The following is a 16,824-nucleotide window of genomic DNA, read 5'->3' as shown; positions in this document are numbered from 1 at the left end:
CAGCTTATGCTGGCTTTTTCTTTGCTATTTTTCAGCATATTTCATCAGTCTAGTCGTAATATTTCATTTATCAAATAAATTTGTGCTGGTTTATCTTTTTAAACACATTACAATAAATTTATTGTGCTTAAATCAAAAAGTTAGATGTCAAAAAAATACAATATAAAACATAGTAAAAACGCATTAATTTTAACTGGTGGTGGCGCAAGAGCTGCTTATCAAGTTGGCGTACTTTCAGCTATCAGTAAATTTAGTCCTCGGCATTATCCAGTCCCCTTTCCTATCATTTGTGGGACATCGGCTGGTGCTATCAATGCTACCGGTTTAGCCTGCTATGCTTCGTGTTTTCAACTGGGCGTCAAAAAATTAGAATGGGTTTGGAATAGCTTAAAAACAGACAGGGTTTATCACAGTGACCCATTAAGAGTGGGAAGTCATATTCTCAGTGGTATTCTTGGAAGTTTTCAAGCTGATTATGCCAATAAAACTGCACGAAGTTTATTAAATAACACGCCGTTGCGTAACTTACTCAGTAATGTTGTGGATTATAGTCGCATTGACCAAAATATTTTAAAAGGGGATTTATCTGCGCTTTCTATAACCGCGTCGAGTTACTCTAATGGAAATTCTATTAGTTTTTATCAATCTCATGATTCAATAAAACCTTGGTTTAGAGCAAAACGCAGTGGTATTCCAACACAAATTAGTTCTGATCATTTATTAGCATCAGCGGCAATACCCTTAATTTTTCCTTCCGTTAAAATCAAAAGAAATCACTTTGGTGATGGTTCAATTCATCAATTATCACCATTAAGCCCAGCGATTCACCTTGGCGGTGAGAAACTATTTATTGTCGGTGTAGAACAACCCAAAGAAACTCTTCATATCAATGAAAACAACCCTCATCCGCCAACGACTGCTACAATAGCAGGTCACCTTCTTGATGGTATATTTTCAGATACTTTACAAAGTGATTTAGAACGAATGCACCGAGTGAATAACACCCTATCGTTGATCACAGATGAAAGTAAGCACAATAATGAAGGATTAAAAAATATTGACTCGTTAGTGCTAAATCCGAGCCATAATTTTAACTCGATGGCGGTAGAGTATTATCAAGAGCTTCCCTACACCATTCGTATGTTATTACGCGGTATAGGTATTACTAACGATCAAGAGTCGAGTATTTTAAGCTACTTATTGTTTGATAAAGCCTATTGTAAACAATTAATAAAACTTGGCTTTGACGATGCGCTTGAGCAAGAAGCAAATATCCGTCAATTTTTAAATCTTTAAAACCATCGTTTAATTTTTTCTCATTCAGGTGTTTAGCTGCACTTAATGAACGGAAAACTTATCGCCCTTCTTGCATATAGCGTTCAAAACGCTCTACACGACGAGGTTTCCCCCTAACAACTAACGTATCTTGTACCTTTAAAATAACATCGTCTTCAGGCTCTTCTATTTCAACACCATCCCTTCGCAACGCGACCACATTAACTCTTCTAGACTGAAGATTCAGCGACTTTAATGAGTGGCCTACACAAAATGAATCGTCCGTTATAATAATAGCATTAGCAAACTCAATACGATCAATAGCATCAGGACTCATATCAGTATGCTCCCCTTGGAAAAAACCATGGAGGTGATTGTAATGATTTTTCCGCTCTTTTTGCACACGGCGCATAATCCGTGAAAACGGTACGCCCGTTAATGACAATACCTGTGAAACTAACATTAAGCTCCCTTCTAAGCTTTCAGGAACAACTTGATTTGCGCCAGCTTCTTGTAGAGCATCCAGTTGATCATCGTTGCGTGTGCGAACTAAAATAGGAACATCTGGTGACATAGAACGTACTTTTTGGATCACATCAATAGATTGTTTATCTTGCCCAAAGGCTATCACCACTAACTTTGCTGTTGATAAATGTGCCGCTTCTAATAATTCATTTTGCCTTGATGAGCCAAACAATACATTTTCACCAGCTTCTCGCGCTTTGGTTGTTCTTAAAGGATCAATATCTATGGCGACAAAATCAATCGCTTCTTGTTTTAAAAAACGACTGACCGTTTGACCAATGCGGCCAAAACCACAAATAATGACATGGTCTTTTAATTCATTGTTATTAGGTAAAGTTGATAATTCTTGAGTATCATCAGGTTGTTCATTACTTAACCACAAGCCCATTTGTCGTGCATGATCTATCATATATGGCGTTATAGCCATACTAATAACCCCTACTCCCAGTAATAATGAGGCAATATCTGGAGGTAATATATTAACTTGTGTTGCCAAGGCGATGAGTACGAAACCAAACTCGCCCATTTGCGCTAACATAATTGCTGACGCCCAAGCATCTTTTGTTTGTTCTCCTGCTTTAATCGCTAAAGATTTAATCACTAAAATCTTAACCAGCATAAAACCAATTAACAAACTAAACATGGTGAAAGGTGACGCAAACAAAACGGCTAAATTTAACTTCATACCCACAGTTACGAAAAACAAACCAAGTAAAATGTCTCGATAAGGCCTTATATCTGCTTCAAGTTGATGTTTATACTGACTTTCGCCAAGCATCATTCCGGCTAAAAATGCACCTAACGCCATAGATAAGCCAAACCATTGTGTTAAAGCTGAAGCAACTAATGTGACTAATAAGGTCGTTAAAACAAATAGCTCATCTGTTCTCACTTGTGCGACTAAATTAAATAACCGAGGTAAAACCCATTTACCTACAGAAAGTAAAATCCCAACGACAAAAACACCTTTAACCAAGGCAAAAAGCAATGCATAAATCATCGATGTATCAGAGTCTTGAGCAAACATCGGAATAATGATTAATAAAGGAACTACGGCAACATCTTGAAACAACAACACCGCTACAGCGATTTGACCTGATTTTCTTTTCATCGCGCCAGTTTCACTTAATTGCCTGATCACAATAGCGGTTGAAGATAGAGCTAAAATTCCGCCAATGACTAATGAACTGGCAAAGCTTTGTCCTAAAAACAAGGCAATAATAAGAAAAACGATTAAAGAGATGCCTACTTGTAAACTACCAACAGCAACCACCAGATGTCGCATTGCCATTAATTTCGGCAATGAAAATTCTAAACCTAAAGTGAATAGCAAGAACACGATGCCAAGTTCGGCAAAATGTTCATAATCAACATGCTCATGCGCTAAAGCAAGACCATGCTCGCCAACTAGCATACCAGCAACAAGGTAAGCGAGAATTGCAGGTAAATGTAACCGTCTGAACAACCAAACGATAAGAACAGCACTTGTCAGGATAGCTAAAATTTCAAGATGGCTAGACACAAAACCTCTTTATAAAAATAAATTAACATGATATTAATCAGTTAAGTATATCTGATAATTGACAAAATTATTCTCAAATATAAAAAAATATCTAAAGTGGCAACAATTTGCCGACACCTTTTTGACGTATAATTTCACTTTCTTTATTTCACCGCGTTAACTTAAAGCAAACAAGTATAAATTATTGATATTTTTATCAAATGTTTAAGAGGCATATTTTTTGCTTTAAATAGCCAGAACAGTGGTATAAAGGTGAAGATATGCAGACATTAAATGTAGTTGAGAGTGCAAATGTAGAATTTAATGCATTTAAATTATTTGATATTCGCGATCATGAAGATAATTATCGAAAGCTAGCTTTAACTGAACAATTACAAACAAGTTTAGAATTAAAGACTTTACTTAATATATTTGCAATGGAAGCATCAAAGTTTGTGAATTTTTCTGGTTTATATTTTAAACAAGAAAGTATGTCTGCTGCCGCTCGAGGGAGTAAACCAGGAAAAAGTGAGCGTTCTTTTGAATTGAAAATTAACAATGAATATATAGGGACACTCACCTATGCTCTTAACGCCCCTATTAGTTTAACAAATAGAAGAATTCTGCAAGAACTACATCAATTACTTATTCACCCAATAAATAACGCGATAAAATACCAAAACGCGATAAAACTAGCGATGCAAGATGGTTTAACCGGCTTAGGTAATCGTCGATATTTTGATGAGCAACTTCATCGTGCTATGCATCATGCCAATCGACAACGAACGAAAGTCGGATTAATGGTGTGTGATTTAAATAAATTTAAACAGATCAATGATACGTTTGGACATGATATTGGTGATGAAATTTTAGTAAATTTTGCTAAAGCACTAACCCACTCGGTGCGAGACTCAGATAGTAGTTTTAGATTTGGAGGAGATGAGTTTGCTATTATTGTTGAAGATGCCAGTGAACAATCACTAATAATTATCGAAGAAAGAATTAAATCAGCATTATCTAACAATAGTTTATTAGCAAAGTATCAGGTTGCTTGTGCGCTAGGCTATACCTTTATGAGTAGAGACGATGATGCCTCAAGTTTCTTTAAACGTGCGGATAATTTGTTATACCGTCATAAAATAATCTCTAACAAAAAATTAAGTTTGATCTAAAAATTAATACAACTGAAGATGAAAAGATTAATTATTCATCTTCAATTAAATTTTTTAATGCCGCTTTTCTTTCGTTAGGCGTTGTCCCAACTAATAAACGGCAAAATCTCACTGCATATGCGAACCTTTCAAGTCCAACAGCGACTAAAACTTCTTTAAAATAATCTACAGGTATAAAAAATGCTTGGGCATAATGATTTATTGCATCGTCAATGCAAGGGTATTCTATATTATCAAAACTAAAGCTTTTTTCTTCACTGTATTGTAATTCTTCAATATTGATACCATCGACAATCAGAGGCCAGCCTTGAAAATTTACTCGTTTTTTCGCGACTTCATACATAAACCAAGCACTTCGTTGAAAACCGGCAAAATTTCCGCCTTCAAATTCGCTATTCGCTAGTTCTTCTTGTGTCCAATTAATGCCAATAGCGAGATCTTTCTGATATTGTTTAATAAGAAAGCTTTTTACTTCTTTAAAAACGAACCAAATAGCATTCGCTCGACTTTTATTGGCAGGTAAATAACATTCTTGGCAAGTGCGCAAGCTTAACGGGGGATGAGGACAATTGACTACATAGTTATTGCTTTGAGGGAAATGAAAAACCTTTGCTGCTGGCTCTGCACAAAACCAACAACAATTTCGAAAACTAAATGGGGTTTCAATAAATGAATAACCGTTTTCCAAAGGCTCATTAAGCATGATTACTTACGCTTTTTCTTGGCAACTTTACCTTTTTTACCTTTTTTAGCTTTGCCTTTTAAAACCTTTAACGCCGACTTCTCTTTCTTACGGGCTACTTCTTGATTTTTCTCTTGTGTGGCTTGATAGCGATTTTTCTTCACAAGCGGCTCTTCAACCTCATTATATTGTTGAGGTAAAGGTCGATTTAGTTCATAGCCGGGTACGACTATACGCTCAAATTTCCTTTCTATTAGTGCCTCGATATTTTCAAGAAAACGCTCATCTTTCGGGCTCACCAATGAAATTGCAGTACCTGATTTTCCTGCTCGACCTGTACGACCAATTCGATGAACATAATCTTCTGCTAAAAAAGGTAAATGAAAATTCACAACATAAGGTAAGTCTGCAATATCTAATCCTCTTGCAGCAACATCCGTTGCAACTAATACTCGCACTGAGCCATCAATAAATTGTTCAAGAGCTTTGTTTCTAGCCCCTTGCGTTTTGTCGCCATGACACAACGCGGCTTTGATACCATCAAGCTTTAATTCTTTAGCAAGGATATTAGCACTTTCACGAGTCCCAGCAAAAACAAGCACTTGTTGCCAATTGTTAACGCCAATCAACTCAGATAACAGTTCTCTTTTACGCTGTTCACTCACCCAGTAAACAGATTGCTTAACTTTACCTGAGGTCGTGTTTTGTTTAGCAACTTCGATAGTTTTTGGCGTGTTAAGAATTTGATTAGCTAAACTTTTTACTTTATTAGAAAAAGTTGCTGAGAACATAAGCGTTTGATGCTTACTTTTGATCAAAGGTAAAATACGTTCTATTTCTGTTAAAAAGCCCATATCTAACATGCGGTCGGCTTCATCTAACACTAAAAAGTTTAGTTGCGAGACATCAATATGACGTAATGCTATATGTTCTAGAAGCCTACCGGGTGTCGCAACTAAAATATCTAAACCAGATTTTAATAATTTTGTTTGCGCTGGCATATTAACACCACCAAAGATTACCCCTGACTTAATCGGCATAAACTGGCTATACGTCGCAATATTTTCTGCTACTTGTGAGGCTAATTCTCGTGTGGGAGTTAAAATTAATGCTTGTAAATTACCCGTCGACTTATTTTTAGCGATCGTATCTAAAATAGGCAAAGTAAACGCAGCCGTTTTTCCTGTGCCCGTTTGCGCACTAGCGAGTAGATCTGAGCCTGAACGAATGACCGGAATTGCCCGTTGTTGTATTGGCGTTAAATTTTTATAGCCACACGCCTTTACCGCTTTTAATAAATCGGCCGACAAACCAATTGCATCTACACTCACATTATCACCTAAAATCACTCTCACACAAATTGCTGCGGATTATAGCAGCCTTATCGCGAATAAACATAAATCGCGTTAGTATTATTTACACAATTATTTTTAACTATTTAATCATACGAGCTAAACATTTAGATTACCTCATCAAGATTGGTAATTAGGGTCGCATCATCATAAAGTCATGAACAAAAAAAGCTGGTATATTGTGCCAGCCTTTAGTTGAAATAATGATTTATGCTAAATAAAGTTAATGATTATAACACCAATTTATTCACTTAATTACTTTTGCCAAATCCCTTTGGTTAAATGATATTTACTATGCTCTTTTTCATCAGGCATATATTCAGGTAACTGGCCCGCTGAGCTTTGCTGATGATAGTTTTTAGCAACATTCACAATCACTTTGGTCAGCAAAAATAACGCACAAACATTTAATACTGTCATTAAACCTGTAGATAAATCAGCTAATGCAATCACTTCAGGCAAACTCGCAACTGAGCCAAACACTAACATAGCCAAAAAACCGATACGTAAAAACCAATGTCCGGCTTTATTATCGAGCTTTAAGTATTTTAAATTGTTTTCTGCATAAGCAAAGTTAGCAACAATAGAAGTAAAAGCAAAAAGCATGATAGCAATGGTAATAAAATCACTTCCCCATTCGCCAACTTGAAAGGCTAACGCTTGTTGTGTTAATTGTATTCCTTGGATTTCGCCAGAAGCACCGTCAAACAGTAAAATTAAAAAAGCCGTACACGAACAAATAACAATCGTGTCAAAAAACACAGCCAGCATTTGAATATATCCTTGAGAAACAGGATGTGGTGGATGTGGAATGGCAGCTGCAGCAACGTTTGGCGCGCTTCCCATACCAGCTTCATTTGAATATAAACCTCGTTTTACCCCTTGAACAATAGCAGCACCTACTAAACCACTCCCCGCTTCTTTTAACCCTAATGCGGATGTAAAAATATCGGCAATAATCGCCGGAATCGCATGAATATTTAGCCCTATGACGACCAAACAGACACAAAGATAAGCAACTCCCATTAGCGGAACGGTTAATTCGGCAAATCGAGCAATGTTTTTTAAACCACCAAAGATAATAAAGGCGGCTACAATTGTAATCACAATGCCTGTACTGATCGGCTCTATTCCGTAAGAACCGTAGAACGCATCGGTGATCGAATTTGCTTGAACGGAACTAAAAACAAAACCATAACCAAAAAATAAGCATAATGAAAAAGCAATCGCGAGTTTTTTATTTTGAAGCCCTTTACTCATGTAATAAGCAGGCCCACCTCGAAAGTTACCTAAACTATCTTTTTCTTTATATAGTTGACCTAAAGTGCTTTCAGCGAACGCCGTTGCCATACCGACTAATGCAATAAGCCACATCCAAAAAACAGCACCTGCGCCCCCCAAAGAGATCGCAACAGCCACGCCCATTAAATTTCCCGTACCCACTCTTGCCGCTAACGATGTACATAATGCTTGAAAAGATGAAATACCATGAACATTTGCTTTTCGACTAGATTTCAGTAAAACAAACATGTGTGAAAACTTGGTCAGCTGAATGCCTTTTAATCTAACGGTAAACCAAATGCCACAACCTGTCAGAAGATAAATAAGCACACTTCCCCACAGGTATCCATTTATGGTACCAACCCACTGCTCAATCAATTGAATCTCCTAACAATTTTTTATTTATTCTATGCTAATGAAGGGTATAAATGAAGTAAACAACCTTTTCCTAAAAAAGTTAATTGATAACTTGCTACTCCAGTCTCTTGATCAGATAAAGTTACTTCAACAATCCCTTTATCCACTAGAAATGCTAGAACAGAACTTGCTAGTTCTTGACGCTTAATTTTAGTTGAAATTTCAACACAAGTGGCAAAGCCTTTAAACGAATAAAGTGCTTTCATGACTAAAGCTTCTGCATCGGTAATTTTAGGTAACGCCCCTTCATATGGGGGAAACTGCAAAGCTATAAATTTGCCTGCAACTCGTTTATAAGATGCTTGGATAGCTTGAATATCCTCTTCCTTCTCTCCTGTAATTTGAAAAGAATGAAAAACACCAGCTTCTTTTATACGGTAATCAACTTTTGCAAGAAAAATAGGAATATTACAACTTTGGGCTACGTGATAAAAACCCGTTTTCCATTTCTGTGTTTTTGAGCGAGTGCCTTCAGGGGTAAATAAAAAGAACACCTTATTGTTCTTTTGTCGAACAACAAATTGATTAATTAACTCAACTTGTCCTTTTCCTTTTGAAGACCGATCAATTGGTATCGCGCCTAACCACATCATAAAATTACCGATAACAGGGATACGACACCAACTGTCTTTTATTGAAAAATAGATTTTGGTATCTTGCAAAATCGCTGCTCCTAAAGCATAAATAAAATCCCAATTAGACGTATGAGGCGCTGCAATAGCAACTCCTGCTCCATGACTAGTTGCTTTTGTAACTTTCCAACCGGCTAGCTTAAACCAAAGTGAGAAAATCGACTTCAAAAAATACCGGGTAATTACGCCATCAAATATCGTTTGCTCACGAATGGTTAATACTTTTTTACTCATTAGAATGTCACTTTAATTTGGCTAGGAATTGGAGGATGGCAAATTTTGAAGTGTTTAATATAGCACATAAAGACAAATTTAACGTATAAAAAAGCCATAACATACGTTATGGCTTGTAAAATTTAACGGGGAAATGACTATAGCGCTTTGGAAATTTTCTCCACTGATTCTTTGGCATCACCAAAAAGCATTTGACTATTATCTTTAAAAAATAATGGATTTTGTACCCCAGCATAACCTGTATTCATTGAACGTTTAAATACAATTACTTTTTTGGCGTGCCATACTTCTAATACTGGCATTCCGGCAATTGGACTACTAGGATCTTCACTTGCAGCCGGGTTTACCGTATCGTTAGCACCAATCACTAATACAACATCAGTTTGAGCAAAATCTTCATTTATTTCATCCATGCCTAAAACAATATCATAAGGGACTTTTGCCTCTGCTAATAATACATTCATATGACCAGGTAACCTACCGGCGACAGGATGAATGCCAAAGCGTACGTTAACGCCTTTACTGATTAATTTCTGTGTTAACTCATAAACAGGATATTGAGCTTGTGCGACAGCCATACCATAACCTGGAGTGATAATAACGGATTTAGCTTGCGACAACATATCAGCGACGTCTTCCGCTTGCACTTCACTGTGTTCACCGTAATCTTTATCATTATCAACAACGACGTCAGTGCCAAAGCCACCTGCAATAACACTAATAAAAGAGCGATTCATCGCCTTACACATAATATACGATAAAATTGCACCAGAAGACCCAACAAGTGCCCCGGTAACAATCAGTAAATCATTGCTTAACATAAAACCAGCAGCAGCAGCGGCCCAGCCTGAATAAGAATTCAGCATAGAAACAACTACCGGCATATCAGCGCCACCAATAGATGCCACAAGATGCCAACCAAATATTAGTGCGATTACAGTCATAAGATATAGCGCAGCATTACCTCCACCATTTTGTACAAAGATGATCATTAAGATAAATGACACTATCCCTGCCGCTAAATTTAATTTATGACGATGCGGTAACATTAACGCGGCAGAATTTATCACGCCGCGTAATTTAGCAAAGGCAACAACAGAGCCCGTAAAAGTTACAGCACCAATAAACACACCTAAAAACACTTCAACTAAATGGATATTTATCGCCATTTGTTGTTCTGCAGTAAAGGCAATGTGCTCACTATGCCCCATACCAAAATAACTATTAAAACCTACTAATACGGCTGCTAGACCGACAAAACTGTGCAAAATAGCGACAAGCTCAGGCATTTCAGTCATTTCAACTTTTTTAGCAAGTCTTAACCCTATAAAACTACCAATAGCCATAGCACCAATAATAACAGCAACATTACTCACTCTTGGATCAGCAATGGTCGCAATTAATGCGATAAACATACCGACAATACCGTACCAGTTACCCGTTTCAGCACTTTCTTGTTTACTCAACCCTGCTAAACTGAAAATAAATAATAACGCCGCAATGATATAAGCAGCACTGATCAAACCTTGAGAAAACTCCATGATCTTGCTCCTTATTTTCTAAACATTTTTAACATACGTTTGGTAACGACAAAGCCACCAACGATATTTATTGTGGCAATTAAAACCGCAATCCCCGCTAACACCTGAATAACAGTATTATCTTGGCCTACTTGCAATAAGGCTCCGACAATAATAATCCCTGAAATAGCATTAGTAACACTCATTAACGGCGTATGAAGTGAATGACTAACATTCCAAACAACGTGATAACCAATCACACAGGCTAAAACAAATACCGTAAAGTGAGAGAGAAAATCAGCAGGTGCAACGCTGGCGATCCATGCAAATAACACCCCTGCTGCAGCCATCCACCAATGTTTTTTACTCGGAGATTTATCTTCGTTTACTTCAGTTTTTATGCTTTGAGTTTTAGGCGCTTTTACTGGTTGTGGTGCAACACTTACTTGAATTGGCGGTGGTGGAAAGGTAATTTCACCTTGATGAACAACCGTCATATTTCGGATCACTTGATCATCAAGATCTATCTCAATATTTCCGTCACTTGCTTTTGTTAAAAGCTTCATCAAGTTCACTAAATTATTGGCATAAAGCTGTGAAGCTTGGTTTGGTAATCGAGAGACTAAATCGGTATAACCAATAATTTTAACACCGTTTACATCCGTAATTTTTCCAGCGACCGTTAACTCACAGTTTCCGCCACCACCAGCGGCTAAATCAACAATAACGCTACCCGTTTTCATGGATTGAACCATTTCCTCTGTAATAAGCTTAGGTGCTGGTTTACCGGGGATCATTGCGGTGGTAATAATAATATCAACGTCTTTAGCTTGTTCAGCAAACAATGCCATTTCCGCATCTATAAAGGCTTTGCTCATTTCCTTAGCATAACCATCGCCTGAGCCAGTCTCTTCTTCTTCGTAGTCCAACGCCAAAAATTCTGCGCCCATACTTTCAATTTGTTCTTTAACTTCTGGTCGCGTATCAAATGCTCTAACAATTGCGCCTAAGCTTCCCGCTGTGCCAATGGCAGCCAACCCGGCAACGCCCGCGCCAATTATCATAACTTTCGCAGGAGGCAAATTACCTGCTGCGGTGATTTGTCCTGTTAAAAAACGCCCAAAAGCATTAGTCGCTTCAATAACCGCACGATAACCAGCAATATTTGCCATAGAGCTCAATGCATCGAGTGATTGAGATCGAGTCATGCGAGGTACCATTTCCATGGCAAGGGTATTAACCGATTTTTCTTTTAATAAAGATAATAATTCAGGGCTTTGTGCAGGCGCAATAAAGCTCACTAAAGTGGCGCCATCTACTAATTGAGCGGCTTCGTCTAAAGTCGGTGCATTTACTTTAAAAATAATGCTATTTTCCCAACACTTTTTCTTAGTCACTATGTTGGCACCGGCATCAATAAATTCTTGGTCGGTGAAGCTGGCTTTCACCCCAGCACCTTTTTGTACATGGACACTATATCCAAGTTTAATGAGCGCCTTAACAGCATTGGGAGAAGTCGCAACACGGTTTTCGCCGCGAAGAGATTCCTTAGGGATTCCTATATTCATAAACCACCTTTTGATTATGCGTTTTGTATTTTATTTTTATTAGTACAATGTTTTACCACTAATAGCACAATAATCAAACACAAAAATTGCTTAAAAAACAGACTTTAAGTTATAAGATAGAAGATATGAATGTGAATAAAAATGTGCTTATTTGAAGGAAGTTAAGGAAAAAACGAGTGATATTCACTGATAATCAATGCTTGATTAACACCTATTTTATGACTTTGACAGGTTTGATATTTAAAGCTTAGATTATCAAGTACTTAACAATCTAAGCTAAAAAGCGGCAGGATTATTTATCCTTTATTGAGTAATGAGCTCTTCTTTTTTGCTCTATGAGCGTAGAGATTTTATCAACATCTTGATGGTTGATAAAATCGGAAAATGCCTTTTTCGCGTATTCTGCCATTTCAAATTCAAACTCTAAGTCAAAGTATTGGCTGTGATAATGTGCCGCTTCAAAAATTTCCGCTGTTTTTTTAATAATAGGGCGTCCATCAATCCTCGCTGATTGTTTTGGAGAAAAAGTGGATAGGCGTTCATTTATAAAAACTTGTGTCTCATTGGTATTAAAAAACTGTAAAAAAGGAATTAAATGCGATTTTTTGGCGCCATTGTTAGTCAAGGCAATAACAGACATAGGTGCCAATACACTATTTTCATTCTTATCAGTGATAGTTGGAAATGGAAAAAAACCAATATCGGTTTGATTCTTGATCGGTAAACTACTCAATGAAAAACTGCCAATTAAATTAATCCCAACCACTTCGCGGTAAATTAATGGCATTAACTCATCTCCATCAAAGAAACGGTGTTGAGCAAAAAAATATTTTTTATTTAACAAATTTTTCCAATAATTAAATACTAACACCACTTCGTCAGACGTATAAGCAAGCTCGCCTTTCACTAATTGTTTGTATTTGTCAGCCCCATGTAAACGCAACATCAAGTAATCAAACCAACCTGCAATTTGCCATGGGTATTTAGTACCAAGGGCAATTGGCGCAATTTGATTCTGCTCAAGAGTATCTAATAAATGAATAAACTCAGGCCAAGTTTTTGGAGGTTTAATGCCTAAACGCTTAAATAAGGATATTTTATAGTAGAATCCCCAAATATATGACGTTAATGGAATACCATAAACTTTATTATTAAATAATACTTGTTCTTTGGAGGCATGTTTAAACTGAAAATCTAAATAGTTTTCCTGCCAATAATCATTAATATCTACGACAAAACCATTATCAACAAGCGTTTTTAAACGATTACTAGCAAACCAATTAATAACATCGACTTCATCTCTTATCGCCAGCAATTCGGCTAATAAATCAGGGTAATTTTTTGAATGTAAACGAATTAAACGGACTTTTATATTAGGATGTATGATTTCAAAATCTCGTGCCCTATCTCGATATATTTGCTCTTTGATTTTTGTATTTGCTAACACAGCAAAGTTAATAACCTGCTGCTCACTCATCGCATAAACAAGGAAAGTTTTTAGAAAAAGTACGCTAAAAAGAAGTAATGAAATAAGGGGTCTCACGTTAATTATATGAATCATCAGTTTTTAACCCTAATCAATATCGTTTAATGGCCAACTCACAATATAATCTTCAAAGAAATCTATATCAACTTCACTGTCTTTTACTATTTTGCCACGTACAGACATGCCTGCTTTATGCATCGCTGTCTTTTTCCCCTTATGAAGCAACGGATGCCAAGATGGTATTCCTCTGCCTTCTTTTAAACGACGGTAAGTGCAACTTGGCGGCATAAAAAAGATGGCGTCTAAATTATCTTGTGTCAATTGAACACAGTCAGGAACAAGTTTTGTCCGTTTATCATATTGAGTACATTGGCAACTTTTATCATTTAACAAATAGCAAGCAATGTTTGAATAACTCATTTGCTCGCCTTCATTAATATGCGTAGTTGGCATTAATTCTGTTTCTTCGGTTGTGTCTTCGTCATCAATGAATTTATGCAAACAGCACTTAGCACAACCATCACATAATGACTCCCATTCACTGCGAGTCATCTCTGATAATGATTTAGTTTGCCAAAATTTTTCAGTCATAGTTTTAATTACTAACGTGATTAATGAATAGGAGGAAATTTAATACGATCAGAAAGATGTCCCACTGAACTAACAAAGTAATACGATAAATTCCAATGCATTAAGCTTTTATAGTTATCATAGGCTAAATATACGCGGCCTTTTTCATCATCAGGAAAAACCAACGCTGCTTTTACATTTACTAAAGGTAAATTCGTGCCATCTGCTCGTCTAACACCTAACGCTTGCCATTCACTAAGTGATTTTTCACGGTTACTCCAGGCTTTTAACCAGTTTTTTCGACTTCCGGTATTTTTAGGTATTGCCAAATTAACATCGAAATTTGCGGGTAATTTAACTTGTCTTCCCCATGTTAAAGCGTCATTCCACCCTTCTTTTTTGAGATAATTTGCCATAGAAGCAAAAACATCATGAAGATTACCCCAAATGTCTTTTTTACCATCCCCATCACCATCAACCGCATAAGCTAAAAATGACGTCGGCATAAATTGGTTTTGTCCCATAGCACCCGCCCAAGAGCCTTTCATTGCTTCGATCGTGATATGCCCTTCTTGCAATATTGTTAAAGCTGCCCACAATTGCTTTTTAAAAAAGGCTTCTCGGCGACCTTCATAGCTTAGGGTAGTTAACGCAGAAATCACGTTATAATTCCCCATTATTTTGCCGAAATTCGTTTCAAGCCCCCACAAAGCAACAATAAAACGTGGTTGAACATTATATTGTTCGGATACTTTTTCTAAAATACCAAGGTGTTCTTTATATTGGCTGCGGGCTTTGTCGACTTTCCATTGAGGGACTCTTTTCGGTAAATACGTGTCTAATGTTTCCACCTTTTCTGGCTGATTTCGATCGGCAGCAACCGCACGTTGATGAAACTTAACATGTGAAAAGCTTTGCTCAATAAAATCTTCGCTGTAGCCCTTTTCTTGTGCTTCTTTTTTCAACTCAACAACATATTGCTCAAAACCTGCTTGGCTAAGCTCTTTACTTGCAAAAGCTAAGCCTTGGCTTGAATAACTTATCAAAAAGATGAAACAACTAACAAAAGTGCTGACTTTAACTAAATTCATAAAATACCTAATAATGTCCTTTATACTTGTTGAGATTTAAGCTTCATTTGCTCTTTGTGTTCTTTCAAAAGATCTTCTTGCGGTGGAGGTAACTGTAGATAAAACCCTTGATTATTAAGATTTTCTCTCACTTTATTGATATCAGCTAACGCCAGTTTATCTTTATTATCTAAATTGATAATCGTCACCAAAGTAGGGGTACCAAACATCGCCATCAATGCTTCAGGCACATCCTCAAATTTGTCTCTTTGTTTAATAAATAAATATGTTTGTGCCTTTTTAGGGCTTTTATAAATAACGCATAGCATAATACAGGCCTATCTTTTGTAACTGAAAAATCGTAACTGAAAAGTGTTACTGTAATAAATTATAGTTGTGAAAAGTTGGATTTTGCTTCGGCCAATAATTTTTCACCAAAAATGTTCAAGCGCCAATCCCTAAGCACATCAATTTTATCGGCTGGAGTTGTGTCAGTATTCAATTGATAATGCCAAGATAAAAATTGATTAATTTGTTTTTTAGAAGCAAACACTTCAACTTGCTGTTGATGCTGTTTCGCAATACTAGCAATAAACGATTTAATTTTTTTAAAAGTCTGTTTATAACCAGGGTATTCATCTAGCCGTTTAATTTTTTCAGGATAGTGTGTTTCATCAACTTGTTCAGCTTGCTTCAGTACGGCTAACATCGCTTTGCCTTTATGACGAACATCTAACACATCAACCCCTTCAATATTGGCCATGACGCCGACATTTTTAGGTAAGGTTTGCGCAACACCAATAATGGTATGATCTTTGGCGACAAAACTAATAGGCAAATCTCTTTTCTTTGCCTGTTGATAACGCCACTGGCTTAAAAATTTCAACGTATTAAGTTGCTTAGCATTTAGCCGCCAGCTCATTTTTACGTTTAAGTATAATTGGCTATCATCAATCGGAGTAAACTTACGCTCTATCATTAACTGAGTTTCTTGCTGCGCCGCTTCTAGCCAAGGCGTTTGCATTAACTCTTTCTTTAATAAAGGGTAAACTTGATATAAATACTCAACATCAGCGCCGGCATATTCAATTTGACTTGCCGTGAGCGGACGTTTCGTCCAATCGGTTCGTGAATCTGATTTATCGAGTTCTATGTCTAAATAATGTTTTACCATCGCTGCGTAGCCAATCGATAAACCATGTCCCAAAAATGACATCATAATTTGACTATCTATCAAATTATTAGGGCGACAATTAGCTTGCGTTAAAAACACTTCGAGATCTTCAGAGCATGCATGTAACACTTTTTCAATATTTGCATCGGTCATTAACGCCCAAAATGGCGATAAATCATTAATAGCTATCGGGTCAATTAAGGCAACGACTTTACCATCGCATACTTGTAATAAACCTAATCGAGGATAAAGAGTACGAGTTCTAACAAATTCAGTATCAATCGTTAATACATTAGCTTGAGATAATTGATGACATAATGAAACTAAACTCTCATCATCTTCAATATATTGATTTTGCAAAAAAG

At 36.7% G+C, this 16,824-nt stretch carries 14 protein-coding genes; 2 read left to right on the top strand and 12 right to left on the bottom strand.

What is annotated here, in order from left to right:
* Positions 1-144 precede the first annotated feature (144 nt).
* Complete coding sequence (locus RM573_RS13285; protein WP_311582913.1) at positions 145-1,296, top strand: patatin-like phospholipase family protein; 1,152 nt, start codon at positions 145-147, stop codon at positions 1,294-1,296.
* Between the two features lie 58 nt (positions 1,297-1,354).
* Here the strand turns inward: RM573_RS13285 and RM573_RS13280 are convergent, their stop codons facing one another.
* Positions 1,355-3,322 carry a monovalent cation:proton antiporter family protein gene (locus tag RM573_RS13280; RefSeq protein ID WP_311582910.1) on the bottom strand — a complete coding sequence of 656 codons (1,968 nt, stop codon included), beginning with the start codon at positions 3,320-3,322 and terminating at the stop codon, positions 1,355-1,357.
* A gap of 260 nt (positions 3,323-3,582) precedes the next feature.
* Here RM573_RS13280 and RM573_RS13275 point away from each other — a divergent pair, with 260 nt between their 5' ends.
* On the top strand, positions 3,583-4,473 hold the full coding sequence (locus tag RM573_RS13275) for a GGDEF domain-containing protein (protein ID WP_311582908.1): 891 nt from the start codon (positions 3,583-3,585) through the stop codon (positions 4,471-4,473).
* A 31-nt stretch (positions 4,474-4,504) separates the two neighbouring features.
* Here the strand turns inward: RM573_RS13275 and RM573_RS13270 are convergent, their stop codons facing one another.
* The 11 genes from RM573_RS13270 to rnd all read right to left on the bottom strand — a co-directional run bounded on the left by RM573_RS13270 (position 4,505) and on the right by rnd (position 16,819).
* Positions 4,505-5,176 (bottom strand): hypothetical protein, encoded by a 672-nt coding sequence (locus RM573_RS13270; RefSeq protein ID WP_311582905.1) that lies wholly within the window; start codon positions 5,174-5,176, stop codon positions 4,505-4,507.
* A 2-nt stretch (positions 5,177-5,178) separates the two neighbouring features.
* Entirely contained in the window at positions 5,179-6,486 is a 1,308-nt protein-coding gene (locus RM573_RS13265; protein ID WP_311582902.1) for a DEAD/DEAH box helicase, read from the bottom strand.
* Positions 6,487-6,762: 276 nt separating this feature from the next.
* The gene (locus RM573_RS13260) at positions 6,763-8,166 is read right to left on the bottom strand and encodes an alanine/glycine:cation symporter family protein (RefSeq protein ID WP_311582900.1); all 1,404 of its coding nucleotides are present in this window, start codon (positions 8,164-8,166) and stop codon (positions 6,763-6,765) included.
* Between the two features lie 29 nt (positions 8,167-8,195).
* The gene (locus RM573_RS13255) at positions 8,196-9,071 is read right to left on the bottom strand and encodes a 1-acyl-sn-glycerol-3-phosphate acyltransferase (RefSeq protein ID WP_311582898.1); all 876 of its coding nucleotides are present in this window, start codon (positions 9,069-9,071) and stop codon (positions 8,196-8,198) included.
* 137 nt (positions 9,072-9,208) lie between these two features.
* Positions 9,209-10,612, bottom strand: a complete 1,404-nt coding sequence (gene pntB / locus RM573_RS13250) for a Re/Si-specific NAD(P)(+) transhydrogenase subunit beta (RefSeq protein WP_311582895.1) — start codon at positions 10,610-10,612, stop codon at positions 9,209-9,211.
* A gap of 11 nt (positions 10,613-10,623) precedes the next feature.
* A complete protein-coding gene (locus RM573_RS13245) occupies positions 10,624-12,159 on the bottom strand; it encodes a Re/Si-specific NAD(P)(+) transhydrogenase subunit alpha (RefSeq protein WP_311582891.1) in 1,536 nt (511 codons plus the stop codon).
* Positions 12,160-12,451: 292 nt separating this feature from the next.
* Positions 12,452-13,636, bottom strand: a complete 1,185-nt coding sequence (locus RM573_RS13240; protein ID WP_311582886.1) for an extracellular solute-binding protein — start codon at positions 13,634-13,636, stop codon at positions 12,452-12,454.
* Between the two features lie 96 nt (positions 13,637-13,732).
* Positions 13,733-14,236 (bottom strand): YcgN family cysteine cluster protein, encoded by a 504-nt coding sequence (locus RM573_RS13235; RefSeq protein ID WP_311582883.1) that lies wholly within the window; start codon positions 14,234-14,236, stop codon positions 13,733-13,735.
* Between the two features lie 20 nt (positions 14,237-14,256).
* On the bottom strand, positions 14,257-15,306 hold the full coding sequence (locus RM573_RS13230; RefSeq protein WP_311582880.1) for a lytic murein transglycosylase: 1,050 nt from the start codon (positions 15,304-15,306) through the stop codon (positions 14,257-14,259).
* Positions 15,307-15,326: 20 nt separating this feature from the next.
* Positions 15,327-15,614, bottom strand: coding sequence for a YcgL domain-containing protein (locus tag RM573_RS13225; RefSeq protein ID WP_311582876.1), 288 nt, complete (start codon positions 15,612-15,614; stop codon positions 15,327-15,329).
* A 59-nt stretch (positions 15,615-15,673) separates the two neighbouring features.
* Positions 15,674-16,819, bottom strand: coding sequence for a ribonuclease D (gene rnd, locus RM573_RS13220; protein WP_311582873.1), 1,146 nt, complete (start codon positions 16,817-16,819; stop codon positions 15,674-15,676).
* Between the last annotated feature and the right edge of the window lie 5 nt (positions 16,820-16,824).

The organism is Thalassotalea castellviae (assembly GCF_031846185.1).
GTDB lineage: Bacteria > Pseudomonadota > Gammaproteobacteria > Enterobacterales > Alteromonadaceae > Thalassotalea_H > Thalassotalea_H castellviae.
The sequence above is the reverse complement of the archived record's forward strand: the minus strand, read 5'-3'. Positions and strand labels throughout refer to the sequence as shown.